The sequence below is a fragment of the Oscillibacter sp. genome (assembly GCF_032060045.1).
In the GTDB taxonomy this organism is placed as follows: Bacteria; Bacillota; Clostridia; order Oscillospirales; family Oscillospiraceae; genus Oscillibacter.
On the sequence record NZ_DAMBZJ010000001.1, the window covers coordinates 32904 to 59322 of the forward strand.

Sequence of the window (26419 nt, forward strand, 5' to 3'; positions counted from 1 at the left end):
ATGAAATTTGATCATGTACAGGGTTCTATTGTGGCCACGGTCACGCCGTTTCACGACGACGGGCGCGTCAATTTTGAGGTTCTGACCCAGCTTTTGGAGCGGCAGATTGCCGCTGGGACGGACGCCATTCTGGTTTTGGGGACTACTGGTGAATCCGCCACCATGACCCATGAGGAAGACGGCGAAGTGGTGGCCCACACTCTGAAAACGGTGGGTGGCCGGATTCCGGTCGTGGTGGGCAGCGGGTCCAACTGCACCGCCACACAGTTGGAGTACGCAAAGCGCTATCAGGCCATGGGGGCCGACGCGCTGCTGTTGATTACCCCTTACTATAATAAGACCAATGCCGAGGGCATGTACCACCACTTTGCCGACGTGGCAGACGCGGTGGATATCCCCTGCATTCTCTACAACGTTCCAAGCCGCACCGGCTGCGCCATTCCCGTGTCCGTGGTGGAGCGTCTTGCAAAGCACCCCAATATCGCCGCCATTAAGGAAGCATCCGGCGATTTGGGCTACGCTATGAAAATTGCACACTGTATCGGGCCGGACTTTGCCCTCTATTCCGGAAATGACGACATCACCATCCCGCTGCTTTCCATCGGCGGCAGCGGCGTGATCTCCGTGTATGCCAATGTGATGCCGAAGGAATGCCACGAAATCGTCACGGAATTTCTCCATGGCGACCGAGAAAAGGCACTTGCGCAGCACCTGCGGTATTTGCAGGTGATGAACGATTTGTTTTTGGAAGTCAACCCCATTCCCGTGAAGACTGCCATGAATCTGATGGGGCTGAATGTCGGCCCCATGCGCCTGCCCCTCTATGAGATGAACGGGGACGCAAAACAGAAACTGGAGGCCACGATGCAGGAGGCAGGTCTGCTGTGAGGCTCATACTGATTGGACACGGAAAAATGGGGAAACTGTTGGTGCAGCGGGCTACAGAACTGGGCCACGAGGTGGTTGCCGCGTTGGACCGGGAAAGCCTTGTGCAGCTTGACACGCTTGCGGCGGCGGATATGGCCGTGGATTTTTCCCGGCCAGAGACGTTATGCGCGATTGATGCCTACGTCCGCCGTACTGGCACGCCCCTGCTGTCCGGAACCACGGGCTATACGCCGGAGGAACTGGAGAAGCTACGTGGGCTTGGAAGCGTTGCCCCGGTGCTCCACGCCGCCAATTTTTCGCTTGGCATCGCGGTGTTCTGCCGGGCATTGGCCCAAATTTCCGACACACTGAAGCCTGCGTTTGACATTGAGATCGAGGAGATTCATCACAATCAAAAGGCCGATGCACCCAGCGGCACGGCAAAGCTGCTTCTCTCCGCCATCGATCCGGCCGGGGAATATACCCCCGTCTATGGGCGGGAAGAAAACACCGGCGCACGGACCACAAAGGAAATCGGCGTTCACGCCCTGCGGGGCGGCACCGTGGCGGGGACCCATACGGTTTCCTTCTTTGGACCGGACGAGGAACTGTCCATAACCCACCGGGCCACCAGCCGCCTGATTTTTGTAAACGGCGCGCTCCACGCGGCGGGTTTGCTTGCGGGAAGGCCTGCGGGCTTTTACGCCCTTGAGGACCTTCTGTTCGGATAATAGAATTTTAACTGGGTAGCGCGGATACCGCGTTGGGTAGGTACGGGAAGCCGATGGAAAGGAATTAAAAACAAATGAATGCTCAAGAGATTATTGACTATATTGCAAATTCTGAAAAAAAGACCCCTGTAAAGGTCTATGTGAATACCGTCAGTCCTGTGGACTTTGGATCCGCAAAGGTCTTCGGCTCCAACGGAAGCTTCACCGTGCTTGGCGACTGGGGGGAGCTTGGCCCTCTTTTGGAGGAAAACAAGGCAAATATCACAGATCTGGTCGTGGAAAGCGACCGGAGAAACTCCGCTGTACCGCTGCTTGACACAAGAAACGTTTCTGCCCGCATTGAGCCAGGCTCCATCATCCGCGAAAAGGTGGAGATTGGCGAGGGCGCGGTGATTATGATGGGCGCCATTCTCAACATTGGCGCCATCGTCGGCCCCAACACCATGATCGACATGGGTGCGGTGCTGGGCGGTCGGGCCACGGTGGGCGCACACTGCCACATCGGGGCCGGCGCGGTGCTGGCCGGGGTGGTGGAGCCTGCCTCCGCAACGCCCGTGATTGTGGAGGACAACGTGCTGGTGGGTGCCAATGCCGTGGTGATCGAGGGCGTGCACGTTGGGAAAAACGCGGTGGTGGCCGCTGGAGCTGTAGTGGTGGAAGACGTGCCTGAAAACGCCGTGGTGGCAGGCTGTCCCGCTCGGATTGTCAAAATGAAGGACGAGAAGACCGAGGGGAAGACCGCTCTGGTGGATGCGCTGCGAAGGCTGTAAGCCGAGAAGCCGGTTCAGACGCAGACAAATTGATGATATTGGCGAAATCCCGCATAAAAACGTTTTTATGCGGGATTTCGTATTCCCTTTCAAGGGAAAACGTGATATATTATAGAGCACTTGTGTGCAAAGGAGACTAGAAACTATGCTGAATACAGCAAATACCTGCATTATTATCTCAATTCTCGTCTATCTGGCTGTGATGGTCGCAATCGGCGCGGCCTGCTCGAAAAAGAACAAGACGACGGATGACTTTTATTTGGGAGGGCGCAAGCTTGGCCCACTGGTGACGGCGATGAGCGCCGAAGCCTCCGATATGAGCAGCTGGCTTTTGATGGGCCTACCGGGGGTGGCGTACCTCACCGGTGTGGCCGATGCGGGCTGGACCGCCGTGGGACTTGCCATGGGCACCTATCTCAATTGGCTGATCGTGGCCCGGCGTATCCGGTTGTATACCCACCGACTGAACGCCATCACCATCCCGGAGTTTTTCTCCAAACGCTTTGGGGATGAAAAGCATGTGCTGACGGGGATTTCTGCTCTGGTGATTCTAATTTTCTTTATTCCCTACACCGCCTCGGGCTTTGCCGCCTGCGGAAAGCTGTTCAACAGCCTGTTCGGCGTGGATTATCTGACCGCAATGGTGATTTCCGGCATCGTGATTGTGGCGTACACCACCATGGGCGGCTTTCTTGCCGCTTCCACCACCGACTTTATTCAGAGTATTGTCATGACCATTGCCCTGCTGATTGTGCTTTTGTTTGGCGTGAACGCAGCGGGAGGACTGGACGTGGTGATGGACAATGCCCGGGCGCTTCCGGGCTATCTGAGCATGGCTCTAAGCCACAACCGCGCGGAAAACGTCGCTGTTCCTTATAGTCTGATTACCATTATTTCCACTTCTGCATGGGGACTTGGGTACTTTGGAATGCCCCACATTCTACTGCGGTTTATGGCCATTGAGGATGAGCAGAAGCTGAGCCTCAGCCGCCGGGTTGCCACCGTTTGGGTGGTGATCTCCATGACAGTGGCCATTTTCATCGGCATTGTTGGCTATGGCGTCACTGTGGCGGGCGGAATCGGATTTTTGGAGGGCTCTGCCTCCGAAACCATTATCGTACGGCTGTCGGGCCTGTTGTCTACTTTTGGCATTCCTGCGGCGTTGCTTGCCGGTGTGGTGCTGGCGGGGATTTTGGCCAGCACGATGTCCACCTCAGATTCTCAGCTTCTGACGGCGGCCTCCGGCGTGTCCCAAAATCTGCTGGGCGAGTGCTTCCATGTGAAAATGAGTGAAGAGAAAAGAGTGACTGCGGCCCGGCTGACGGTGTTGGGCATTGCGCTGATTGCCATGCTGATGGCGCGGGATCCCAACAGCTCTGTGTTCGGCATTGTGTCCTTTGCGTGGGCGGGCTTCGGTGCGGCCTTTGGTCCGGTGGTTCTGTCCGCTTTATTTTGGAAGCGGAGCACTTGGCAGGGGGCACTGGCGGGTATGATTTCTGGCGGCATCGTGGTGTTTGTGTGGAAGTATCTGGTGCGTCCTCTGGGCGGCGCGTGGAACATTTACGAGCTGCTGCCCGCATTTTTGACCGCCTGTGTCTTTATTGTCATCGTCAGCCTTGCAACCCGGGCTCCTGGCCATGAGATTACCGACGACTTCGACGCCGTGAAGGCCATGTGACGAACTGCCAGCTCTGACGAGCGGCAGATTTTCCCTCGGAAAATAGACAACGAGAAAACGGAAACCGCCCGGAGCAACAGCTCCGGGCGGTTTCCGTTTAGAAGGGGGTGTGTATGTTCCGCGGGGAAGGCTCAACCAACGTCGTCTTGCAAGGCGTCGTAGCCCTCTTCACCGGTGCGGACTTTGATGACATTTTCCACATCGTAGACAAAAATCTTTCCATCGCCGATGTGACCGGTGTACAGCGCTTTCTTGGCGGTGGACACCACGAGAGAGACAGGCAGCTTGCACACCACAATATCCACCTTCAGCTTTGGCCGGATATTGACCTCCATTTTTACGCCGCGATAATATTCACTTGCGCCCCGCTGCTCGCCGCAGCCTAGCACATTGGTACAGGTCATGCCGGTGATGCCGATGTCGAACAGAGCGGTTTTCAGCGCGTCAAACTTGCCTTGATTGCAGAGGATTTCAATTTTTGTGATTTTGACTCCGGCTGGGGCAACCGGGATGGCATCTCCGGCGGCGGGCGTCACCAGTTCCACGGGGACGGCTTCCCGCACAGGGATGCTGCCGAGAGGAGCTTCTTCGTCGCAATCGCTGCGGGCAACTGCGAAATCGGCATAGGCGCTGAGCAGGCCATGTTCAGTGGAATCCAGACCCTCCAGCTCTTCCTGACGGGATACCCGCAGACCGATGGTATGCTTGATGATCTGGAACAAGCAGGTCATGGTGACGCTCACCCACGCGGCCACGGCCAAAACGCCGATAAGCTGCACCACAAGCTGGGCGCCGCCGCCGCCGTAAACAAGGCCCAGACCTGTGCCCCGGGTCAGTATCTCTGCGTCTGTATAGGGGTCAAAATAAGCAAATACGCCCACAAGTAGAGTGCCTGCCGCGCCGCATAGCCCGTGAACACCCACGGCCCCCACCGGATCATCTATCTTGAGCTTCTGGTCGATAAACTCCACACCAAAAACAACGATGAAGCCTGCCAGAATCCCGATGATGGCCGCACCGGTGACAGTGACGGTGGAGCATCCGGCGGTGATGGCCACAAGGCCCGCCAGAGAGCCGTTCAGCGTCATGGACACGTCCGGCTTGCCGTATTTCACCCAGGTGATGCACATGGCGATGAGCGTCGCGGTGACGGCGGCCATGTTGGTGGTGACGAAGATGCGGCCCACGTTCTGAGTCAGTCCGTCAATGGCGAGGGAAGAGGCAGGGTTAAACCCGAACCACCCAAACCACAGGATGAACACGCCCAGACAGCCCAGCGTAATGGAGTGGCCGGGAATGGCGCGGGACTTGCCGTCCTTTCCGTATTTTCCGATGCGGGGACCCAAAATCATCGCGCCGATAAATGCGCTGAGTCCACCCACCATATGCACGGCGGTGGAGCCTGCAAAATCGTGGAAGCCATATGCCCCAAGGTTGGGTAGAAGCCCGCCGGACGTACCCAACGTGCTGAGCCAGCCGCCGCCCCAGATCCAATGACCGGAAACAGGATAAACGAACAGAGAAATGATCACGGAGTAGATAAGATAGCTCTTAAATTTCGTCCGTTCCGCCAAGGCACCGGAGACAATGGTGGCGGCGGTGGCGCAGAAAACCGTCTGAAAGATAAGAAAGGTCCAGTCCGTGTCTGGCGACGAGGCCATCGCCGGCGTGCCCATTAAGCCGGGAATCAGCTCTGCACCGTACATGATGCCAAAGCCAATCAGCCAATAGACAATGGTGCCGCAGACGAAATCCATCAGGTTCTTCATGCAGATATTGCCTGCGTTTTTGGCACGGGTAAATCCGGTTTCCACCATGGCAAAGCCGGCCTGCATAAAAAAGACCAGCGTAGCCCCCAGTAGGACCCATAGGGTGTCGATTGCACTCATAGTTTTTCCTCCTCTGTTTGCACACAGCTACAAAAATTGGCAAAGGCGCCGGAGAGCGGTTTGCTCTCTTCGGCGCCTTTGCCAGTTATGTTGGTATGACTTTACTACGAAAACGAATGTGCGTCAACTGGCGAATTTCTCAAGAAAAACAGCATGGTGCATAAAAAATTCTGCAGTATTATACACTTCCAACAAGGTTCGTGTAGCCGCTTAAAAATCGGTCCACCTCTGCGGCCACCGTGCGTCCCTCTGCGATGGCCCAGACCACCAGTGACGCGCCCCGGCGCATATCTCCGGCGATAAAAACCTTTTCCGCGTTTGTGGAAAAACGGCGGGCATCTGTGAAAACTGCGTCGGTTTTTTCCACGCCGAAGGGGGTACAAACACCTTCCGCGCAGCCGGAAAAGCCGGTGGCTCCAATCAAAAGCTCACAGGGGAGCGTATCGCCCTGGGCGGTGACGACGGCGGTCAGCGCGCCGTCCTCTCTGGACACAAGGCTTTGGACCTGCGTGCCGAAGCGCCGGGGGTCCGCGCCGAATACCGCAGAGGCTTCCTTATGGGCATAGTCCGCAGGAAGGGTGCCGTTGGCGGCAAGATAGTCCTCCTTGGGGCGGCGCACCAACTGGACGACGGACTTGCAGCCCTGCCGCAGGGCGGTGGCCACACAATCGGAGGCGGTGTCTCCCGTGCCGATGACCACCACGTCCTTGCCGTGTGCCAACGAGCTTTCAGAGATTCCTTGATGAAACATCTGCCGCTCCACGGCGGCTTTTAGATACTCCGTGCCATAAAGAACGCCCGTCAGTCCCTCTGTGTCAAAGTCCAGCGGACGGGGCTGCTCTGCGCCGCAGCAGAGAATCACCGCGTCGTATTCGTTCATAAGCCGTTGGGCCGTTTCCGGCTTTGCCGCGTCCACGCCGGTGACAAAGGATACGCCTTCGTCCGTCATCAGGTTGACGCGCCGCTGAACCACGGATTTGTCAAGCTTCATGTTGGGAATGCCGTAGGTTAAAAGCCCACCGAGTTGGGCCTCTCGCTCAATGACGGTGACGGAGTGGCCCCGGTGATTTAGTTGGTCCGCTGCTGCCAGCCCGGCGGGGCCGGAGCCCACCACAGCAATTTTTTTCCCGGACCACTGGGGGGGGCGGCGGCGCTTCATGCCGCCGGAGGAAAACGCGTCTTCAATGACGCACAGCTCGTTGTCTCGGATAGTCACCGCGTCGCCGTACAGTCCGCAGATGCACGCGTCTTCACAGGGGGCGGGGCAGACCCGTCCGGTAAATTCGGGGAAGTTGTTGGTTTTGAGAAGGCGGCTCAGGGCGTGGCTCCGGTTGCCGGACCAGAGCATGTCGTTCCACTCCGGAATCAGGTTATGAAGGGGGCAGCCGAAGACCGCCCCTTCGTAGAGCATTCCCGCCTGACAGTAAGGTGTGCCGCAGTTCATGCACCGCCCACCCTGCTGGGCGCGCGCGGCATCGGTTTGGGGGACATGAAATTCGTCCCAGTCCAACACGCGCTCCGCAGGAAGACGTTGCGTATCGTCCCGACGGGAATAGTCTAAAAAGCCGGTAATTTCACCCATATTTTGTCTCCCTTCATGCCTGCGTCCGGGCATAGAACGCCTCGATCTCTGCCTGCTGGTGGCTGATGCCCTTTTCCTCTCGCTGGGCGATGGCCCGGAGCATCCGGTCATAGTCAATGGGCATGACTTTTTTAAAGCAGGGGATATAGGACTGAAATGCTGCCAGGATTTTTTTGCCCCTGGGAGAGCCGGTGGCGGCCACGTGCTCTTCGATAAGGGTGCGAAGTTCCTGAATGTCGTGAGCCTCGGTCAGCGTGTCCGTCAGAACCTGCTCTTTGTTCAGCCGTAGGTACAAATCGTGCTTTTCGTCCAGCACATAGGCAACGCCCCCCGACATGCCCGCGGCGAAATTTTTGCCGGTGGGACCAAGAATGACCACGCGTCCTCCGGTCATGTATTCGCAGCCGTGGTCGCCCACGCCCTCCACCACCGCCACAGCGCCAGAATTGCGCACGCAGAACCGCTCGCCTGCCATGCCGTTGATAAACGCCCGGCCCGCCGTGGCCCCGTAAAGGGCCACGTTGCCAACAATGACGTTTTCGCCGGGCTTAAAAACGCTGTTTTTAGGGGGATAGAGAATCAGTTTGCCGCCGGACAAACCCTTTCCGAAGCCGTCGTTGCAGTCGCCCTCCAGCGTCAGGGTCAATCCATTGGGGATGAACGCTCCAAAGGACTGCCCTCCGCCGCCATGGCAGGTGATGACATAACTGTCCTCCGGCAAGGAATTGCTGCACCGCGAGGTAAGCTCGGAGCCGAAAAGCACGCCGAAGGACCGGTCGGTGGAGGACACATTCAGTTCCAGTCGTCCGCTGTGTTTTCCCTTCAGGGATTTTCCCAGCTTTTCCATCAGAATGCGCATGTCCGCCGTCTTTTCAAGGCCGAAGTCATACACGTCCGCCGGGTCAAAGTGGGGAACGTGTTCGCCCATGGGATTGCCCAACAACCCGCCCAACTCCAGAGCTTCCGCCCGATGGGTGACAAGCTTTTCCTGGACTCGCAAAAGGTCGCTGCGGCCCACCAGTTCGTCCACGGTGCGTACGCCGAGCCGTGCCATCAGCTCCCGCAGTTCCCGGGCCACAAAGTGCATGAAGTTGATCACGTATTCCGGTTTTCCGGAAAAGCGCTTGCGAAGGATGGGGTTTTGGGTGGCGATGCCTGCGGGGCAGGTGTCCAGATTGCACACCCGCATCATGCAGCAGCCCATGGTCACCAGCGGAGCGGTTGCAAAGCTGAATTCCTCCGCACCCAGCATGCAGGCAATGGCCACGTCCCTGCCGGTCATCAGCTTGCCGTCGGCTTCAATAACCACGCGGCTGCGCAGTCCGTTTTGAATCAGGGACTGATGCGCCTCGGCAACGCCCAACTCCCACGGAAGGCCCGCGCCCTGAATGGAGCTTTTGGGGGCTGCGCCGGTGCCGCCATCGTGACCGGAGATCAGCACCACCTGCGCCCCCGCCTTGGCAACGCCGGAGGCGATGGTCCCCACGCCTGCTTCGGACACCAGCTTCACACTGATACGGGCGCGGCGATTTGCATTTTTCAAGTCGTAAATAAGCTGTTCCAAATCCTCGATGGAATAGATATCGTGGTGGGGCGGAGGAGAAATCAGCGTCACACCTGGGGTGGAGCAGCGGGTTTTGGCGATCCAGGGATAGACCTTGGCCCCAGAGAGGTGGCCCCCTTCGCCGGGCTTGGCCCCCTGCGCCATTTTAATTTGAATTTCCTCCGCGCTGCAAAGGTATTCGCTGGTCACGCCGAACCGGGCAGAGGAAACCTGCTTGATGGCCGAATTGCGGTCAGTGCCGAAGCGGGCGGGGTCTTCGCCGCCCTCACCGGAGTTGGATTTCCCGCCAATGCGGTTCATGGCAATGGCCATGCACTCGTGGGCCTCCTGTGAGATGGAGCCATAGCTCATGGCTCCGGTTTTAAAGCGCTTGACAATGGAGTCCTCGCATTCCACCTCGTCAACGGGGATGCCACCGCCCTCGTCAAACCGGAAGTCCAGCAAACCTCGCAAAGTGTGGGGTTTATCGGCTCGGTCTACCTCGGCGGCGTATTCCTTGAACGTATCGTAGCTTCCCTCCCGCGCGGCCTTTTGCAGCAGCAAAATGGTGCGGGGATTATACATATGGTCCTCTTTATCGGGGCCGGAGCGCAGCTTGAGCGCTCCGGCAGAATCCAACGTGGTGTCATAACCCAGCCCAAGGGGATCAAATGCGCGGTTGTGGTTCCACTCCACGCCTTCGCCAATCTCCGTAAGACCCACGCCTCCCACGCGGCTAACGGTGTTAGTGAAATACCGGTCGATGACGGAGTGGTGGATACCTACGCACTCAAAAATCTGAGCGGACTGATAGGATTGGATAGTGGAGATTCCCATTTTAGAGGCGATTTTCACGATGCCATGGAGAATGGCGCTGTTGTAATCGCTGACGGCGGCGCCGGGATCCTTGTCCAAAAGCCCCACCGTCACCAACTCCGCCACGCACTCCTGCGCCAGATAGGGGTTGACGGCCTGCGCACCATAGCCCAGCAGCGCCGCGAAATGATGCACGTCCCGGGGCTCCGCGCTTTCCAGAAGTATGGACAGGGCGGTGCGCTTCTTGGTCCGCACCAGATGCTGCTGCAACGCAGAAACTGCCAGAAGGGAGGGGATGGCCATGTGGTTTTCATCCACGCCCCGGTCAGAGAGAATCAGAATATTTGCCCCCTGACGATAAGCCCGGTCGCAGTTGATAAACAAACGGTCCAGCGCATGCTCCAAGGGCATTCCGGGGTAATACAGCAGAGACAGGGTTTCCACATGGAAGCCGGGGCGGTTCATATAACGGATTTTCATTAAATCCAAAGAAGTTAGGATGGGGTTTTGAATTTCCAGCACGGTGCAGTTTTCCGCCTGCTCCCGCAGCAGGTTTCCGCCCGCACCCACATAAACCGTGGTGTCTGTGACGATTTCTTCCCGAATGGCGTCCATGGGCGGATTCGTGACCTGCGCAAAAAGCTGCTTAAAATAGTTGAACAGAGGTTGGTGCTGTTCGCTGAGCACAGCTAAGGGCGTATCCACACCCATAGCGCAGGTGGGCTCGGCCCCGTCTCGTGCCATGGGAAGGAGAGAGTCCTTCACCTCTTCGTAAGTATAACCGAAGGCTTTGTACAGCCGGTCCCGCAGCTCTTGTGGGTGGTGCTCCACCTGCCGGTTGGGAATGGAGATGTCCTTGAGGTGGATCAAGTGCTGGTCCAGCCATTCGCCGTAGGGACGGCGGCGGGCATAGTTTCCCTTCAGCTCTGCGTCGTCCACAAGACGCCCAAAAGTCAAATCCGCCAGGAGCATGCGTCCGGGCTGCAAACGGGACTTTTTCACAATCTTTTCCGCCGGAATGTCCAGAACGCCCACCTCGGAAGAAAGAATCAGCGTCTCATCATCCGTAAGATACCAGCGACAAGGGCGAAGACCGTTCCGGTCCAACACCGCACCCACCGTGTCCCCGTCGGAAAAGACGATGGCGGCAGGGCCATCCCAAGGCTCCATCATGGTGGCGTAATAGTGATAGAAGTCCCGCTTCTCCCGGTCCATTCTGCGGTCGTTGGCCCATGGCTCGGGAAGGCACATCATGACCGCCTGAGGTAGGGAAATGCCGTTCATCATCAGAAATTCCAGCGTGTTGTCCAGCATGGAGGAGTCGGACCCACTCTGGTCCACCACGGGAAGAATTTTGTCCATATCCTCCTCCATAACAGCGGAGAACATGGTTTCCTCTCGGGCCAACATCCGGTCCACATTTCCACGAATCGTATTGATTTCCCCGTTGTGCATGATATAGCGGTTGGGATGAGCCCGCTCCCAGCTTGGATTTGTGTTGGTGGAAAACCGGGAGTGCACCAGCGCCATGGCGCTTTCACAATCCGGGTTGGAGAGGTCGGGATAAAACTCCCGAAGCTGCCCCACCAGAAACATTCCCTTATACACAATGGTGCGGCTGGAAAAGGAGGGGACGTAGGCGGCAACGCTGGACTGTTCGAAAACCCGGCGGGCAACATACAGCTTCCGGTCAAAGTCCAGTCCTTGAGCGCAGCGCTCTGGGCGCTTAACAAAGCACTGGCAGATGTGGGGCATGCAGCTTCGGGCCTTTTCACCCAAAACGTCGGGACGGATGGGAACGTCTCGCCAGCCTAAAAATTCCATGCCCTCCTTGGCGACGATGATCTCCAGCATTTTCTGGGCCTGCGCGCGCTTAAGCCGATCTGCGGGGAGAAAAAGCATGGCAACGCCGTAATCCCGCTCTTTGCCCAGAGTGAAACCCTCCTCCAGCGCGGCCTTTGCCAGCAGTTTGTGAGGGATTTGCAGCATCAGGCCCACGCCGTCGCCGGTCTTACCTGCTGCGTCTTTTCCAGCGCGGTGCTCCAGTTTTTCCACGATTTTCAACGCGTCGTCCACCGTGCGCCAGGTTTTTTCGCCTCGCAGGCTCACCACAGCGCCGATGCCGCAGGCATCGTGTTCAACAAGGGGGTCGTAAAGAGGCGTGTGTCGCTGGGCAGGGTCAATCATGGAAAACAGCTCCTATCTGTGATAAAGATAGCCGCAGGGTGGATTGCTCCTCCCCGCGGCAGTTTTTAAAATGCACCTAGGGCAAAACTGGGAAAGTATTTCAAAAATGCGGGAGTTAGCCGGGGCCGCGGGTATAGGCTTCGATCATTAACTGCGCGGTTTCCGCCAGCTTCATGCCCGCGTCCATGCTGCGCTTTTGCAAAAAACGGTGGGCCTCGGCTTCGGACATGCGGTTAATATCCATCAGCAGCTCTTTGGCCCGACGGATCAGCCGCTGCTCCGGTTCGTTCCGCATCGGCGCGGGATGGCGGAGTTTTGCTGCCCGAAAGGCCAGCAGCAGCTCCAGCGAGGTGAAGAAATCCGCCTTGCGGGCGGGGGAGGCCAGCTTAAACAGGTTTTCCCCCTCGCAAAAGTCGAGATTTGCGGCGGTGGACACCACCAGAAGGGCGCTGACGCCCCGGAGGGAGGCCGCCAGATCGTTTGCCGTCATATCCCGTAGGCGAAAGCCGCAGATGATGCATGCGCCGCCCAGCTTTTTTGCGGCGCGAATGGCCGCCGCCCCCGTGGCGCAGCAGGTGGCAGGAATATAGCCGCCCGATTCCAGCAGCTGCACAGTGCGCCGCTGCGCTTCCTCGTTGGAAAACGCGACGATGATTCCGGACATGGCTTCCATCCCTCCTCTCCCCGGCAACAGGCCGCGCTGTTTTTCCTGACAAGCGCAAATTTTCAGGTAGATCGCTCTGCTGCGGCGGTGCACATAAAAGCAGCCGCCTGCGCGTCCCATGACAGTTTACAGCTTACAGCTCCGAAAAAATCAGTAGGTTACAAGATATTTGTCCAGCTCCCAAGCTGTGACCTGCGAACGGTATTCCACCCATTCTCGCTGCTTTCCGGCAATATACTGGCTAGTGACGTGAGGACCCAGCGCGTCGGTGACGACCCGGTCGGCCTCCATGGCAAAAACGGCCTCCTCCAGCGTGGCGGGAAGATTGGCGATGCCGTGGCGGCGAAGAGCCGCCGCGTCCATGGCGTACAGGTTTTCCACCGATTCCTCCGGTGGCGTCAGCTTTTGCTCAATTCCGTCAAGTCCCGCCGCCAGACACACGGCCAGCGCCAGATACGGATTGCAGGAGGGATCGGGACTGCGCAGCTCCACCCGAGTATCCTGCGCTCGGGGAGATGGAATGCGGATCAGGGCCGAACGGTTGGAGGAAGACCACGCAAGGCAGTTGGGAGCCTCATAGCCGGAAATCAGCCGCTTATAGGAGTTCACCAGCGGGTTGGTCACGGCGCAAAAGCCGCTGGCGTGGGCAAGAAGTCCCGCAATAAAGTGATAGGCCAGCGGCGAGAGCTTTCTTGCGTCCGTTCCGTCGTAAAAAGCGTTTTTTCCGTCCCGGAACAGGGACATATTTACATGCATACCGCTGCCCGCCGCGCCGAAGACCGGCTTTGGCATAAAGGTGGCGTGAAGCCCGTTTTTTTGCGCCATGGTCTTTACCGCTAATTTGAAAGTCATAATTCCGTCGGCGGCCTTCATGGCGTCGGTATATTTCATGTCAATTTCGTGCTGACCGGCGGAAACCTCATGGTGACTGGCTTCCACCTCGAGGCCCATGGCCTCCAGCGCCAGACAGATTTCCCGTCGGGTTCCCTCTCCGTGGTCCAGAGGGCCCAGATCGAAGTAGCCTGCCTGATCCCCGGTGACGGTAGTGGGGTTGCCTTCGCCGTCGGTCTGAAACAGGAAAAATTCCATCTCCGGCCCTACGTTAAAAGTAAACCCCATATCCGCCGCCCGCTTCACCGCCCGTTTTAGTACGTTTCGCGGGTCTCCGGGAAACGGTGCGCCGTCCGGGTTGTGCACGTCGCAGATCAGCCGGGCCACCTTTCCGTATTGGGGCCGCCAAGGCAGCACCGCGAAGGTGTCCCGATCCGGCCAGAGACACTGGTCGGATTCCTCAATGCGGACAAAGCCCTCGATGGAGCTGCCGTCCAGCATAATCTGATTGTTCAGCGCCCGCTCAAGCTGGGAGACGGAAACGGCCACGTTCTTCATCTGACCGAAAATATCCGTAAACTGCATGCGGATGAACTGAACGTCCTCCTCCTGTACCATTCGGAGAATATCTTCCTTGCTGAATCCGCTCATAAAAACAGTCTCCTTTCAACTGAAAGCCTGCGTTTTTTACATGGTTTTTCGAAATAGCGTAGTAAAGCGCCGGATACAAAAAGAACGCGGCAAAACCCCTGAGGGTGCCCCGTTGCGCTCTCTTGGTGGGAATTATAGCGGCGAAACAAACCTTTGTCAACGCTTTTGCCTTGGATGACCGAAAGAAAGTGCGCATTTCATGGCTTTTTCTAAAACCAAAAGACTTCGGGAAAAAACTTTGTGCAATTTCATATGCTCCATAAGCTGTTTTTAGTAAGCGGACATTTATATTTGGAACACACACGTTTTTTCGCATAAACATTTCAGAGGAAGCCTTGAAACCGGCGCGGTGACGCGGAAACAATGAACAGAGCGGCAGCGCGGGGTCCTGGAACCGGAGGGGGGGTTAACCCCAAAGGCAGGCCGTCCCGCCAAGGAACCTCTGTAATGTGGGAGTGGAAAGAATTACTGGGAGGGGACCGCCGGTCTTGACGGCACATTCCGAGGGCGGTATACTAAAGAAAAATATGATAAAAGCGGCCTTTCGATGAGGAAGCGGAGATGCTTTCCCGGAGAGGAACGACAGGAGGCACTTTGTGAGAAAGGTATTGTATATCGACTGCTGTATCCGGGGAGAAGCGTCCCGCACGAGGAAGCTGGCGGAGGCATTTTTCGCCGCGCTGCCAGAAGCTTGGCAGGTGGCGACGGTAAACCTGATGGAAGAGGATTTGAGACCCTTGTCTGGTGCGTTTTTTGACCGACGGGAAGCCCTCCTGAAAGCCGGAAAGACGGACGATTCTCGGTTTGACCGGGCGCGGGAGCTGGCGGCGGCGGACCTGATCGTAATTGCCGCCCCGTTTTGGGACATGAGCTTTCCTGCGCTACTGAAGGTCTACATTGAAAACGTGTCGGTGGAAGGCATCACCTTCCGCAGCACGGCAGAGGGCCTGAAAGGCTTGTGCGCGGCAGAGCGATGTGTGTTTCTCACCACCCGGGGCGGTGCCTATCCCGCTGGAGATCCGCTGGAACAGGCCGTGCCTTACCTTCGAGCCATTCAGATGTTTTTCGGCATTGGCGACCTGACATGCGTGGCGGCAGACGGGCTGGATTTGGACGGCGCCGATCCGAAGGCTCTGCTGGCCGATGCCTGCGCTGAGGCGGCGGCCCTTGCGCGGACGCTTCGGCCCTCCGAAACTCGCTGAGGTAGTTTCCGGAAGTTGGCAAATGGCGCCTTAGGGAGAAAAGCCGCTTTTGAGAGAAAGCTGAACCTGCCCTTTATAACGGAAATGGCCCCGGCGCGGATACCGCCGGGAAAAGGAACGTTTAATCCTGCAAGAATATTCAAAAAGACGCAAGCGCCCGTCCCGGCACTGCCGAGACGGGTGTTCTTTGTCGTAGCGAGAACAGGAGCGGAGATAGCTGGCGGGAAATGGAGCTTCCGGCGCGGTAAAGCTCCTCAGGGTAGGAAAACTCTTCCGTTGGCGCGAAAAACCTGCCGCCGATTAAAAACTTTCTGTTGGGTGGAGCGGGTCATACCCGCAGCGTCTGAATCAGGTGCTTCATGTGGATGCTCATGGCATAGCGCGCGCCCACGTCGTCCCGGCGCAGCAGAAAATCAACAATCAGCCGGTTGTCCGCCACGGCGATTTCTTGCATGTGCTTTTGATTTTCCGAAATCTGCATGATTTCGCTCACCGCGTCGTTGATGATGGGGTAAAGGCGGCGCATGTATTCATTGTGAGAGGCGCGGATAATACTCAGATGAAAGTCCTGATCCGCGGCGGGCCAATCTCCGCCGGAGGCGGCAATCTGCTCCATCCGCTCCGCCTTGCGGCGAATTTGATCCAGTTCTTCGTCGCTTGCCCGCTGGCAGGCCAGCGCCACCGTAGCCGGCTCAAAAATCAAACGCATTTCAAACAGGTCCCTTGCTCTGGTTCGGGACCGCAAATCCGTCAGGGCCGTCATATCCACCGGGAAACGGGGCAGCTCCCGAGCCACAAACGTCCCCTTGCCCCGCTGAATTTCTAGCACGCCCTGCGCCACCAGAAAAGAAATGGCTTCCCGCAACGTGGTGCGGCTGACGCCTAAAAGTTCGCTCAGCTCGTTTTCGTTGGGCAGCTTGCCCCCGGTTTCATAGCGGTGCTCCTCCGAAATCATATCCATCAACCGCTCCGCCGCCCGCTGGGACAGCTTTGCCTTTTTCGGTTCCTCCATCAAAGTCCTCCTTCGCCCCTATGGGGGCGTATTTCGTTTTTTTAAAGTGCATTCACTTTGCCGTAAGGCACATTTTATTTGCATCAAATTCTGCAATGAAATCGACAGCGATTCGGCAAATGGCACAATAACTTCCCTTGACATCTCTCGTCAAATAGGTTATACTGACATCATACAACGCATACGATAATAATACAACTCTTTTTTGAAATTTTGAAAGCGAGGGGGCCGTTTTGATTCTGACATCCGATCAGGTCTGCTCCAGTCGCGTCGTGCTTGTCTGCGGGCATTACGGGACGGGAAAGACCGAGTTTGCCGTAAACTATGCGCTGGGGCTGGCTCATGAGGGACACGCCGCCATGCTGGCGGACGTGGACATCGTGAACCCCTATTTTCGCTCCAGAGAGCGGAAAAAGCTTTTGGAGGGGGCGGGAATCCGGGTGATCTCCTCCTCTCAGGAGTGCAGCGACGCGGACGTGCCCGCGCTTCCGGCGGAGCTGTTAACTATTTTAGAAAATCGGGAAATCCGGGGTGTCCTGGACGTAGGCGGTGACCCGGTGGGCGCGCGGGTGCTGGCCCGGTTTCAGCCCAAGATTCTTGCGGAGGATTACAACCTCCTCTTCGTGCTCAACGCTAACCGGCCCGAGGTGCGCACGGTGGAGGCCGCCATGGCTTATCTTCGCAGCATTGAGGCCGTGACAGGCCTTGTGTGCGGCGGTATTGTAAACAATACCCATCTGTGCGGCGAGACGACGCCCGAGGAAATCCTCAAGGGCGCGGAGCTGGCGGAAGCGGTTTCCCGGGAAACCGGCATTCCCGTTATGTGCCATGTGGCGGAGCGGCGCTTTGCCGGCGAGGAAAGCCTCGCGGGCCTTAAGCTGTTTCCCATTGACATTTATATGAAAAAACCGTGGGAGCTGTAAAAGGCTCTCAACAAGATGAAGGGAGGCAAATGAGTATCATGGCAGCAAGGGTAACATTTGACCGGGACCGGTGCAAGGGCTGCGAGCTGTGCGTTTCTGTGTGTCCCAAGCACATCGTGGCGATTGACATGGACGCCATCAACCGCAAGGGCTATCATCCCGCCGGGGTGGTGGATATGGCGGCATGCATTGCCTGCGCGAGCTGCGCAAAAATCTGTCCGGATTCCGTAATCACCGTGGAAAAAATTTGACGAAGGAGGGTGAATTTTCGTGGGAAAAGAGCTTTGGAAAGGAAATGAGGCGATTGCAGAGGCCGCGATCCGCGCGGGCTGCGACTGCTTCTTCGGGTATCCCATTACCCCGCAGAGCGAGATTCCGGAATATCTCTCTTTGCACATGCCACAGCACGGCAAGGTATTTGTTCAGGCAGAGTCCGAAGTTGCCGCCATCAACATGGTGTATGGGGCAGCAGGCGCCGGAATGCGGGCCATGACCTCCTCGTCCTCCCCCGGTATTTCCCTGAAGCAGGAGGGGATTACATATCTTGCGGGCGCGGAGCTGCCCGCCGTGATCGTCAACTGCATGCGCGGCGGTCCGGGCCTTGGCACCATCCAGCCGGGCCAGAGCGATTATTTTCAGGCCACTCGCGGCGGCGGCAACGGCGACTATCGCACCGTGGTACTGGCCCCCGCCAACATTCAGGAGGCCGTGGACATGGTGCAGGAGGCGTTTGACATCGCCGACCAGTATCGCAACCCCGTGCTGGTGCTGGCCGACGGTATGATTGGCCAGATGATGGAGCCCATCGAATGGCATGAGGTTCCAAAACGCCGGCTTGCACCCAAGGACTGGGCTACCACGGGCCGAAAGGGCCGGGAGCACCACAACGTGATTAACTCTTTGTACATCGACCCCAACGAATGCGACGACTTTAACGTGGAGCTTGCAAAGAAATATCAGGTCATCAAGGAAAACGAGGTTCGCTGGACCCACAAGGACGCGGAGGACGCCGAGCTTCTCATCACGGCCTACGGCACGCCCGCCCGCATTGTTCTCACGGCGCTGGAGCAGCTTCGGGCCGAGGGAGTTAAGGCGGGAATATTCCGCCCCATTTCGCTGTGGCCCTTCCCGGAGAAGGCACTGCACGACCTGGCCCTGCGTGACAATGTGAAGGCGATTTTGGACGTGGAAATGAGCATCGACGGTCAGATGATCGAGGATGTCCGCCTGAGCGTGGAGGGCCGCAAACCCATTTCTTATCTGGGCCACGCCGGCGGTGTGATTCCCACTGTGGAGGAAATCGTGGAAGCGGGCAAAAAGGCCCTGAAGGAGGCGAAGTAACATGGCGGTTGTCTATCAAAAATCCAAGGGACTGACGGACGTGGAGTTCCACTATTGCCCCGGCTGCACCCACGGCATCATTCACAAGCTGGTGGCCGAAACAATGGAGGAGATGGACCTGCTGGATACGGCCATCGGCGTGTGTCCCGTGGGCTGTTCTGTGTTTGCTTATAAGTATTTTAGCTGCGACATGCAGGAAGCCGCGCACGGACGCGCTCCCGCCGTTGCCACCGGCATCAAGCGCACCCATCCCCACCAGCCGGTGTTCACCTATCAGGGTGACGGAGACCTTGCCTCTATCGGCACGGCGGAAATTGTCCACGCCGCCATGCGGGGTGAGAAATTCACCACCATTTTCATCAATAATGCCATTTACGGCATGACCGGCGGTCAGATGGCTCCCACCACCCTCATCGGGCAAAGAGCCACCACCTGCCCTCAGGGCCGCACCCGCGAGCAGGCCGGTATGCCCATCCGCATGGCGGAGATGCTCTCCACGCTGGATGGCTGCGTCTATGCCGAACGGGTTTGTGCCACCGACATTCCCAACCTGAACAAAGCTAAAAAAGCCATCAAAAAAGCCTTCCAGCTTCAGATGGAAGGGAAAGGCTTTACCTTTGTGGAGGTTCTGGCCACATGCCCCACTAACTGGGGAATGACGCCACTGAAGTCCATGGAGTGGCTGAAGGAAAACATGATATCCTATTATCCTCTTGGCGTGCTCAAGGATACCGGTGCGGAGGTGAAGTGAGATGAAAAAGGAAATTATTATCTCCGGCTTCGGCGGGCAGGGCGGTCTTGCCATCGGAAAAAATCTGGCGGAGGCCGGTATGGCTGAGGGGCTGAACGTGACGTGGGCCCCGTCCTATGGACCCGAGATGCGCGGCGGAACGGCCAACTGTTCTGTGGTGCTGTCAGACAAACCCGTGGGTTCTCCCGTGTTCAACCACCCCACGGAGCTGATCGCCATGAACGAGCCCTCCCTTGAAAAATTTGAGGAAGGTGTTGTCCCCGGCGGCGCGGTGTTTGTTAACAGCTCCGTCGTCACTGATAAGGTGACCCGCGAAGATTTGACGGCGTACTACATCCCCTGCGGGGAGATCGCCGATCAGGTGGGCAACGCCAAAGTGGGCAACATGGCCATGCTGGGAGCTTATGTGGCCGCCACCAAGATTTTGAAGCCCGAGGCCATCGAGGCAATGATCGCGGAGATGTTTACCGGGCCCAAGGCCAAGCTGGTTCCTCTGAATATCGAGGCCTTCCGCCGGGGCATGGCCTGCGTGGGATGACGCTGGTTGCCGTGAATTGAACGTTCCCCGTCCGCCGGTTTCCCGGCGGACGGGCGGACGAATATCCCGTCTTGCGCCGGTTCTGTGCATTTTAACAATTGACTTTCTCCTGCCGGGAGCGTATAAATAATTTAATATTCAAAACGCGATGAACGGGAATTGCCGTCAGGAACGCCGCCTTCAGAGAGCTGCCGCACGGTGCGAGGCAGCGGACGCGGCCTGATTGGTCTGGCCCGGAAGCGGCCCGCCCAAAGAGATGGATCTCCAGTAGGCGGCGACGGGGGCCTCCCGGTTACAGGGGCGGTGCGCGGAAGCGTACATAAGAGGCCGCACTGCGGCAAAGAGAGTGGTACCACGGAAGTTTGGCTTTCGCCTCCCTGATTTCAGGGGTGCGAGAGCCTTTTGCTTTATCGGTTCAAAATAAAAGTAAGGGAGAATTTTAAATGCTGAACATCAAGATCACGAAGACGACTTCCCCCAAAGCAAAGCCTGCGGACGAGTCTAAGCTGGGCTTCGGAAAGACCTTTTCCGACCACATGTTTATTATGGACTACACCGAGGGCCAGGGTTGGCACGATCCGCGTATTGTGCCCTATGCCCCTCTCTCCCTGGAACCCTCCGCCGTGGTGTTCCACTATGCGCAGGAGTGCTTTGAGGGCCTGAAGGCCTATCGTACCGCCGAGGGAAAGATTCAGCTTTTCCGCCCGGACTGCAATGCCCGCCGTATGAATAACACGCAGGAGCGCCTGTGCATGCCCTCCATCCCCGAGGAGGACTTTGTGGAGGCCATCCGCGCGCTGGTGGAAGTTGAGAAGGACTGGGTCCCCCATTCTGAGGGCGCATCTTTGTACATCCGTCCGTTCACCATTGCCACCATGGCGCAGCTCGGCGTCCACGCATCCACCACCTATCAGTTCATCATCATCTGCGCCCCCTCCGGCGCGTATTACGCTGCGGGTCTGGCTCCTATTGACATCTATGTGGAGGACACTTATGTCCGCGCCTGCCCCGGCGGCACCGGCTTTACCAAGTGCGGAGGAAACTACGCCGTGTCTCTGCTTGCCGCCAAGGTGGCCGAAGAGCGGGGATACAGTCAGGTGCTGTGGCTGGACGGCGTGGAGCGCAAGTATGTTGAGGAAGTGGGCGCCATGAACATCTTCTTCAAGATTGACGGCAAGCTCTATACCGCCGAGGCGCAGGATAAGGACGGCACCGTGCTCCCCGGTGTCACCCGCCGCTCTATCATTGAGCTTTTGAAGGACTGGGGCTATGAGGTTGTGGAAGGCAAGCTGGCAGTGGATGATTTGATGAAGGCTTCCCGGGAGGGCAAGCTGGAAGAGGTGTTTGGCACCGGCACCGCCGCCGTTGTTTCCCCGGTTAAGAAATTGGATTATGAGGACCAGTCCGCCAAGATCGGAGATGGCGAAATCGGCCCCCTGACCCAGAAGCTGTACGATACGCTCACCGGTATCCAGTGGGGCAGAATTCCCGACACGAAGGGCTGGATTGTTCCGGTCTGCAACGCTTGATTTCGCCTGACGTTCAAATATCCAGCCCGGCTGCTTTTGCAGCCGGGCTGGTTGCGTTGGAGGGGGAAATCCCTCTTCTACCCGGTGAAGCCGCCGTCCACCGTGAGAATTTGTCCGGTGATAAAGGCGGCTTCATCGCTCGCCAAAAATGCCACTGCCGCCGCCACGTCCTCCGGCGTTCCCAAACGGCCAAGGGGTGTTTGCGCGGCAAGGTCTGCCAGCGTCTCCGGGCCGAGGGTGCTGAGCATGTCCGTTTTGATGCAGCCGGGAGCCACCGCGTTTACTCGGATGCTGGACGGGGCCAGTTCCAGAGCCAGCGAGCGTGTAAGCCCGATTACGGCGGCCTTAGTGGCAGCGTAAACCGTTTCACAAGAAGCGCCCCGCAGCCCCCAGATAGAAGAAATGTTGACAATGCTGCCCCGCTTTTCATGGAGCATATGGGGCAGAGCGCGGTGGATTGCGCTGCGCATTCCTCCAACGTTTACGGCAAAGGCGCGGTTCCAGGTTTCGTCATCCACATCCTGAAACAATCCGCTGGGCGGGGCGATTCCCGCGTTGTTAATCAGAGTATCCACCGGTCCCAGTGCGGTTTCTATGGTGTGGAACATAGCGTCCACCTCGCTAGAATTTGCCATGTCCGCGCCAAACGCAACCGCGTTGCACCCGGCGCGGCGCAGCTCTTCCGCCAATTCCTCGGCAGTGGCGCGGTTGCGATAATAATTGATGGCCACATCATAGCCCCGCCCTCCAAGCGTTCGGGCAATTGCTTGTCCAATTCCACGGCTTCCGCCTGTCACCAGTGCCACGTTTGTCATGCGGTTCATTTCCTTTCGCTCACCCGTTCGGCGGACGGGTCCGGTTTTGCAGAATGGATGCGCGTACGACCAATGTGCGGCATCCTGATTGTCTTCGGATATTATAAATGTTTTTTCACGGGACCGCAACGGTCTTTTTTATATGATAGCAAGCATTTAGGCGTTTGTCCCACCATTTTGGAGTGGGGAGACGGGATTCCGTCTGCAAAAAGTTACGCCGGGTATTTCAATTGACAGCCGAGGGGAAATCGGGTAAAATAACAAATGGTTTCTTTTTGCGGTTGGGCGGGACGTGTGCTGTCTCGGATGTAAGGTCGCACAAACACATCGCTCAAATGGATAGAGCGGGCGCCTTCGAAGCAAGTGGTGGAGCGTATGCCCATCCGTTCATTATTTCGTAGTTTTCCCTGAAAATTGAATTCATGTCTCCGTAGCTCAGCTGGATAGAGCATCCGCCTCCTAAGCGGAAGGCCGGCAGTTCGAATCTGCCCGGGGACGCCATTCAACAATGCTGCAATCCTGTATTTATATGGGCTTGCAGCTTTTTGCTTTTTGCCCAATGAAAATTCGGCCCTTTAAGGGTTGGGGCAAGAGGCGGTTTTTTGCAAAGTTTTTTATTTATGGGAGGTCATTCCATGCTGCTTTTTCCCAAGATGCAGCGGTTTAAAAAGGCTGTCGGAAAAAAAGATTGCCACGAACTGGATCGTTGATAATTAACCGTTTGTTGTTTAAATGCCATATAGTCATTATAATTATTTTAATTAAAGCAAATGCACATGCGGCTCTTCACGCTGGAAAGTGACGACTACCACTGTGATGGAAAGGCGGGGAGCATTAAAATGGTGAAAGCTGTTTATTTTGCTTCAAAGGCAACCAACGAAAAACGCCCCTTTCCATTTAATCATTTGGAAAGGAGCGCTTTTATAATTTACTGGATTAACTAGAGAGAAACATCTTTAACAAGCAACAAATTACTGAATATTACTCGTGGCTGGCATTTTGTTTGTTTTGACAAACTTGAAAACCTAAGAATAGACACGCTTAAGTGCAAAAAGTTGTCGCAGTATATGCAAACAGTGATACTAAATTTTGATATACTTCAACAACTTTCATTATATATCGTCTGGTTTTGCTTGTCAACCTGACTGAAATACCAATTAAGTGGACGCTGTTCAGGTGAAAACTAATGAAGTTGCAGGCTTTTTTTCGTTTGTTCGGAAGAAATGCGCCGTCAGCATATTCGTCACATCTGAAAGGAGTTTTAGAACGTATGTCACGAAAGGGAGAAAACATTTATAAAAGAAAAGATGGCCGTTGGGAGGGGAGAGTTCATGTCGGAGATGGAAAATACAAGTATTTTTATGCTAAAAGCTATCGCGAAGTGCGAATAAAAATGAAGGATATATCAAAAGACGAATCTTCAAAAACCAATGGGTCAATCGGTATTAAAAAGAATGCGGATGATCTTTTTGAGGCTTGGCTTACCGGGGATGTTTTGCGACGACTAAAGCCCTCGACCTATGAAAGCTATTATCACTGCATGCGCAGCTATGTCATACCGCATTTTCACATTCCTGAAAACAGGGAACTATCGGCTTGCTCCATCAATAGATTTGTAGATAATATGAACAGGAATATTTCAATTTCCGAGACCTATCGAAAAAAAATCCTTTCCATATTTAAGATGGCCCTGCGGGAAATTTCTAAAAACGCGCCCCAAGTTGCTGCCTTTGCAGATCTGGTTACTTTGCCAAAGGTGCAGACTCAAAAGGAAATCCCTATCTTTTCTATGAACGAGCAGCGGCTAATTGAACATGCCATCCAAGGCTCAGACGACAAAAAGGCGCTGGGAATCCTTCTTTGCTTCTATACGGGCATCCGTCTTGGGGAACTGTGTGGCTTAAAGTGGAGAGATATTGATTTTGAAATGGGTACCATGTGTATTATGCGAACCGTATCTCGAATCCGAAATTTTGACGGGGGAGAACAAAAAACAATGTTACACGTAGGAACCCCGAAAAGCAAATCTTCCTTGAGGAAGATACCTCTGCCTACCTTTCTTTTAAAGCTTTTGGATAACATGCATCTTCATTCCATAGAAGACAATTGCTATATTTTTACGGGAAATTTTAAGCCGTTTGACCCCCGTATATATCAAAAAATATACAAAAATGTTTTGCTGGAAGCTGGGGTCAGAGACCGCAAATTTCACACGATACGTCATACTTTTGCAACCAGGGCACTGGAGCTTGGTGTGGATATTAAAACTCTCAGTGAAATATTAGGGCATTCAAATGTCAACATTACGCTAAATGTTTATGCACACTCGCTTATGGAGCACAAACGAGCGGCAATTGATAAGTTTAATGAAATGCACGATGCACATATGACACTTGCAGTTTCCGCCGTCAATTTTGCCGTCATGCCAAAGGCGGCCTCCTTGTAAATGAAGGGAATTTCTGGAAGTATCACTGTTTGCATATACTGCGACTTTATAGCGCTACCGTCAACATTATTATAACGCCCCAGCAGAAAATGTATCCCACAAAATAAAAGAAAGCATTTAGGAGGCATTTTGAAAAACAAAATCGCGCGATGAATGATTATGTTCAGATATCTTTTTGGTAATTTTGGCATCACTATCAAATCTGCAGGAGGAACAATAATGAAAAAGTTTAAGGACCTCAGTGTTTCTAAAAAATTACTGACGGCATTTACAGGTCTGACAGCGATGCTGATGATCGTTGGTACGGTGTTTTTGTTTGGAATATTTCATATTATTAAAATGGATACCTATCTATACGAGGTACAAACCGCGCCGATAGACGACTTGATTCATTCAATTGAGAGCCTTTATCAGTTCCGTATTGACTCAAGAGGCATGGTGATTTTCGCTGGAAATCCACAGAGAATTGATGAATTTGAGAAGAGCTATATTGACGCAAAAGAGGTATTTCTCGATAGGGCGCAAATCTACCGTGCATCCATTACAAATGAACAGTCCTTTCAGCTTTTGGACGAAGGTGTGCGTCTATTTACCGATAAGTTTGACCCCGCTATTCAAAAATGTCTTCAGGCTGCAAAGGCAGGAAATCAGGAGGCGGCGCTAAATGCGCTTTCTAGAGAAACGGTTGATATACAAAAAATATACGATAATTTTGACGCACTGGTAGATAACCGCATGAGTGCGGCGGAAAATACAATTGAATCCAACGCCTCCACCGCACGTGTTCTTTCGGTGCTATTAATTGTTACCGTCATTGCAGGAGGCGTCTGCTTTATTTTCTTTGGATCAAGAATTGCGAAAATGATCAGCAAACCGATTATGAAGGTAGTAAATGCAGCGAATAATATAGCGTTGGGCCGGGTGGAAGTAGATTTACAGGATATCGACTCGAAAGACGAGATCGGACAGCTTGCCGAAGCCTTTTCCAGAATGCTGGACGGCATTCAAAAACAGGTATATGCGGCAAAGGTGATCAGTGATGGTGACTTTACCCAGGCCGTACCTCTGCGCTCTGAAGAAGATGCGCTTGGAATTGCTCTGCAAAAAATTGAAGACGAATTAAGCCAGACTTTACATATAATTGACCTAACTGCAGATCAGGTAAATACGGGCTCTGGGCAAGTGGCCAGCGCATCGCAAGAGCTTGCGTCCGGAACGACAGAGCAAGCTGCCACAATTGAACAGCTTAACGCGTCTGTGGCCAGCGTAGCCCGACAGGCGGAAGAAAACGCCGACAGCGTACGAGAAGCAGCGGAATATGTAAAGCTTGCAGGCAATGGGGTATCGTTAAGCAACGAGTATATGCAAAAACTCACTTTGGCCATGGAGGAAATCGGAGAATCATCACAGCAAATTTCAAAAATCACAAAGCTGGTTGAAGATATCGCTTTTCAAACCAATATACTGTCTTTGAATGCCGCGGTGGAGGCTGCCCGAGCCGGAAACGCCGGGAAGGGATTTGCTGTTGTAGCGGATGAAGTCCGTAATCTTGCGGTAAAATCAGCCGAGGCAGCCAAACAGACAAGTGCTCTGATAGAAAAGTCAGTGTCGAACGTATCGGAAGGAGAACAATTGGCGGTTGAAACCCAAAAA

20 protein-coding genes and 1 tRNA gene are annotated in these 26419 nt (G+C 55.4%); 14 read left to right on the forward strand and 7 right to left on the reverse strand.

The window, feature by feature from the left end; translation table 11 throughout:
• The 4 genes from dapA (at window position 1) to RT018_RS00175 (ending at window position 4046) form a co-directional block, all read left to right on the forward strand.
• Window positions 1-888, forward strand: a complete 888-nt coding sequence (gene dapA / locus RT018_RS00160; protein ID WP_312938497.1) for a 4-hydroxy-tetrahydrodipicolinate synthase — start codon at window positions 1-3, stop codon at window positions 886-888.
• Window positions 885-1598 (forward strand): 4-hydroxy-tetrahydrodipicolinate reductase, encoded by a 714-nt coding sequence (dapB, locus tag RT018_RS00165; RefSeq protein WP_312938498.1) that lies wholly within the window; start codon window positions 885-887, stop codon window positions 1596-1598. The genes dapA and dapB overlap by 4 nt, the downstream gene beginning before the upstream one ends.
• Before the next feature lie 74 nt (window positions 1599-1672).
• A complete protein-coding gene (gene dapD / locus RT018_RS00170; RefSeq protein ID WP_312938499.1) occupies window positions 1673-2368 on the forward strand; it encodes a 2,3,4,5-tetrahydropyridine-2,6-dicarboxylate N-acetyltransferase in 696 nt (231 codons plus the stop codon).
• Between the two features lie 145 nt (window positions 2369-2513).
• Complete coding sequence (locus RT018_RS00175; protein ID WP_312938500.1) at window positions 2514-4046, forward strand: sodium/proline symporter; 1533 nt, start codon at window positions 2514-2516, stop codon at window positions 4044-4046.
• A gap of 131 nt (window positions 4047-4177) precedes the next feature.
• On the opposite strand, the gene RT018_RS00180 is transcribed toward RT018_RS00175, so the two are convergent.
• The 5 genes from RT018_RS00180 to glnA all read right to left on the reverse strand — a co-directional run bounded on the left by RT018_RS00180 (window position 4178) and on the right by glnA (window position 14209).
• Complete coding sequence (locus RT018_RS00180) at window positions 4178-5935, reverse strand: ammonium transporter (protein ID WP_312938501.1); 1758 nt, start codon at window positions 5933-5935, stop codon at window positions 4178-4180.
• A gap of 178 nt (window positions 5936-6113) precedes the next feature.
• Window positions 6114-7517: a glutamate synthase subunit beta gene (locus RT018_RS00185; RefSeq protein ID WP_312938502.1), complete on the reverse strand. Its 1404-nt coding sequence runs from the start codon at window positions 7515-7517 to the stop codon at window positions 6114-6116.
• Between the two features lie 13 nt (window positions 7518-7530).
• Window positions 7531-12063, reverse strand: a complete 4533-nt coding sequence (gltB, locus tag RT018_RS00190) for a glutamate synthase large subunit (RefSeq protein WP_312938504.1) — start codon at window positions 12061-12063, stop codon at window positions 7531-7533.
• Between the two features lie 115 nt (window positions 12064-12178).
• Entirely contained in the window at window positions 12179-12727 is a 549-nt protein-coding gene (locus tag RT018_RS00195; protein ID WP_312938505.1) for an ANTAR domain-containing protein, read from the reverse strand.
• Window positions 12728-12877: 150 nt separating this feature from the next.
• A complete protein-coding gene (glnA, locus tag RT018_RS00200; protein ID WP_312938506.1) occupies window positions 12878-14209 on the reverse strand; it encodes a type I glutamate--ammonia ligase in 1332 nt (443 codons plus the stop codon).
• A gap of 596 nt (window positions 14210-14805) precedes the next feature.
• Here glnA and RT018_RS00205 point away from each other — a divergent pair.
• Window positions 14806-15411 (forward strand): NAD(P)H-dependent oxidoreductase, encoded by a 606-nt coding sequence (locus RT018_RS00205; protein WP_312938507.1) that lies wholly within the window; start codon window positions 14806-14808, stop codon window positions 15409-15411.
• 328 nt (window positions 15412-15739) lie between these two features.
• Here the strand turns inward: RT018_RS00205 and RT018_RS00210 are convergent, their stop codons facing one another.
• Entirely contained in the window at window positions 15740-16423 is a 684-nt protein-coding gene (locus RT018_RS00210) for a FadR/GntR family transcriptional regulator (RefSeq protein ID WP_312938508.1), read from the reverse strand.
• Window positions 16424-16656: 233 nt separating this feature from the next.
• Here RT018_RS00210 and RT018_RS00215 point away from each other — a divergent pair, with 233 nt between their 5' ends.
• From RT018_RS00215 to RT018_RS00240, 6 genes are all read left to right on the forward strand, one after another.
• Window positions 16657-17346 carry a hypothetical protein gene (locus RT018_RS00215; protein WP_312938509.1) on the forward strand — a complete coding sequence of 230 codons (690 nt, stop codon included), beginning with the start codon at window positions 16657-16659 and terminating at the stop codon, window positions 17344-17346.
• Between the two features lie 29 nt (window positions 17347-17375).
• A complete protein-coding gene (locus RT018_RS00220; RefSeq protein ID WP_397359400.1) occupies window positions 17376-17597 on the forward strand; it encodes a 4Fe-4S dicluster domain-containing protein in 222 nt (73 codons plus the stop codon).
• A 19-nt stretch (window positions 17598-17616) separates the two neighbouring features.
• Window positions 17617-18687: a 3-methyl-2-oxobutanoate dehydrogenase subunit VorB gene (locus RT018_RS00225; protein WP_312938510.1), complete on the forward strand. Its 1071-nt coding sequence runs from the start codon at window positions 17617-17619 to the stop codon at window positions 18685-18687.
• Window position 18688: 1 nt separating this feature from the next.
• Window positions 18689-19438, forward strand: coding sequence for a thiamine pyrophosphate-dependent enzyme (locus RT018_RS00230; protein WP_312938511.1), 750 nt, complete (start codon window positions 18689-18691; stop codon window positions 19436-19438).
• A 1-nt stretch (window position 19439) separates the two neighbouring features.
• Window positions 19440-19976, forward strand: coding sequence for a 2-oxoacid:acceptor oxidoreductase family protein (locus tag RT018_RS00235; RefSeq protein WP_312938512.1), 537 nt, complete (start codon window positions 19440-19442; stop codon window positions 19974-19976).
• Between the two features lie 443 nt (window positions 19977-20419).
• Complete coding sequence (locus tag RT018_RS00240; RefSeq protein WP_312938513.1) at window positions 20420-21505, forward strand: branched-chain amino acid aminotransferase; 1086 nt, start codon at window positions 20420-20422, stop codon at window positions 21503-21505.
• Between the two features lie 77 nt (window positions 21506-21582).
• Here RT018_RS00240 and ymfI read toward each other — a convergent pair whose 3' ends face one another.
• Window positions 21583-22320 (reverse strand): elongation factor P 5-aminopentanone reductase, encoded by a 738-nt coding sequence (ymfI, locus tag RT018_RS00245; RefSeq protein ID WP_312938515.1) that lies wholly within the window; start codon window positions 22318-22320, stop codon window positions 21583-21585.
• A gap of 424 nt (window positions 22321-22744) precedes the next feature.
• Here ymfI and RT018_RS00250 point away from each other — a divergent pair.
• From RT018_RS00250 to RT018_RS00260, 3 genes are all read left to right on the forward strand, one after another.
• Window positions 22745-22821: transfer RNA gene (locus RT018_RS00250), tRNA-Arg, on the forward strand.
• A gap of 685 nt (window positions 22822-23506) precedes the next feature.
• Window positions 23507-24766, forward strand: a complete 1260-nt coding sequence (locus RT018_RS00255; protein WP_397359403.1) for a tyrosine-type recombinase/integrase — start codon at window positions 23507-23509, stop codon at window positions 24764-24766.
• A gap of 219 nt (window positions 24767-24985) precedes the next feature.
• Window positions 24986-26419 (forward strand): methyl-accepting chemotaxis protein (locus tag RT018_RS00260; RefSeq protein WP_312938516.1); only part of this gene is annotated, 1434 nt, incomplete at its 3' end.

Excerpts from the sequence above, each read along its gene's own strand:
- dapA (WP_312938497.1), top strand. The coding sequence starts at position 1 with ATGAAATTTGATCATGTACAGGGTTCTATTGTGGCCACGGTCACGCCG.
- dapD (WP_312938499.1), top strand. The coding sequence starts at position 1,673 with ATGAATGCTCAAGAGATTATTGACTATATTGCAAATTCTGAAAAAAAG.
- RT018_RS00175 (WP_312938500.1), top strand. The coding sequence starts at position 2,514 with ATGCTGAATACAGCAAATACCTGCATTATTATCTCAATTCTCGTCTAT.
- RT018_RS00180 (WP_312938501.1), bottom strand. The coding sequence starts at position 5,935 with ATGAGTGCAATCGACACCCTATGGGTCCTACTGGGGGCTACGCTGGTC.
- RT018_RS00185 (WP_312938502.1), bottom strand. The coding sequence starts at position 7,517 with ATGGGTGAAATTACCGGCTTTTTAGACTATTCCCGTCGGGACGATACG.
- gltB (WP_312938504.1), bottom strand. The coding sequence starts at position 12,063 with ATGATTGACCCTGCCCAGCGACACACGCCTCTTTACGACCCCCTTGTT.
- RT018_RS00195 (WP_312938505.1), bottom strand. The coding sequence starts at position 12,727 with ATGTCCGGAATCATCGTCGCGTTTTCCAACGAGGAAGCGCAGCGGCGC.
- glnA (WP_312938506.1), bottom strand. The coding sequence starts at position 14,209 with ATGAGCGGATTCAGCAAGGAAGATATTCTCCGAATGGTACAGGAGGAG.
- RT018_RS00210 (WP_312938508.1), bottom strand. The coding sequence starts at position 16,423 with ATGGAGGAACCGAAAAAGGCAAAGCTGTCCCAGCGGGCGGCGGAGCGG.
- RT018_RS00220 (WP_397359400.1), top strand. The coding sequence starts at position 17,376 with ATGAGTATCATGGCAGCAAGGGTAACATTTGACCGGGACCGGTGCAAG.
- RT018_RS00230 (WP_312938511.1), top strand. The coding sequence starts at position 18,689 with ATGGCGGTTGTCTATCAAAAATCCAAGGGACTGACGGACGTGGAGTTC.
- RT018_RS00235 (WP_312938512.1), top strand. The coding sequence starts at position 19,440 with ATGAAAAAGGAAATTATTATCTCCGGCTTCGGCGGGCAGGGCGGTCTT.
- RT018_RS00240 (WP_312938513.1), top strand. The coding sequence starts at position 20,420 with ATGCTGAACATCAAGATCACGAAGACGACTTCCCCCAAAGCAAAGCCT.
- ymfI (WP_312938515.1), bottom strand. The coding sequence starts at position 22,320 with ATGACAAACGTGGCACTGGTGACAGGCGGAAGCCGTGGAATTGGACAA.
- RT018_RS00255 (WP_397359403.1), top strand. The coding sequence starts at position 23,507 with ATGAAGTTGCAGGCTTTTTTTCGTTTGTTCGGAAGAAATGCGCCGTCA.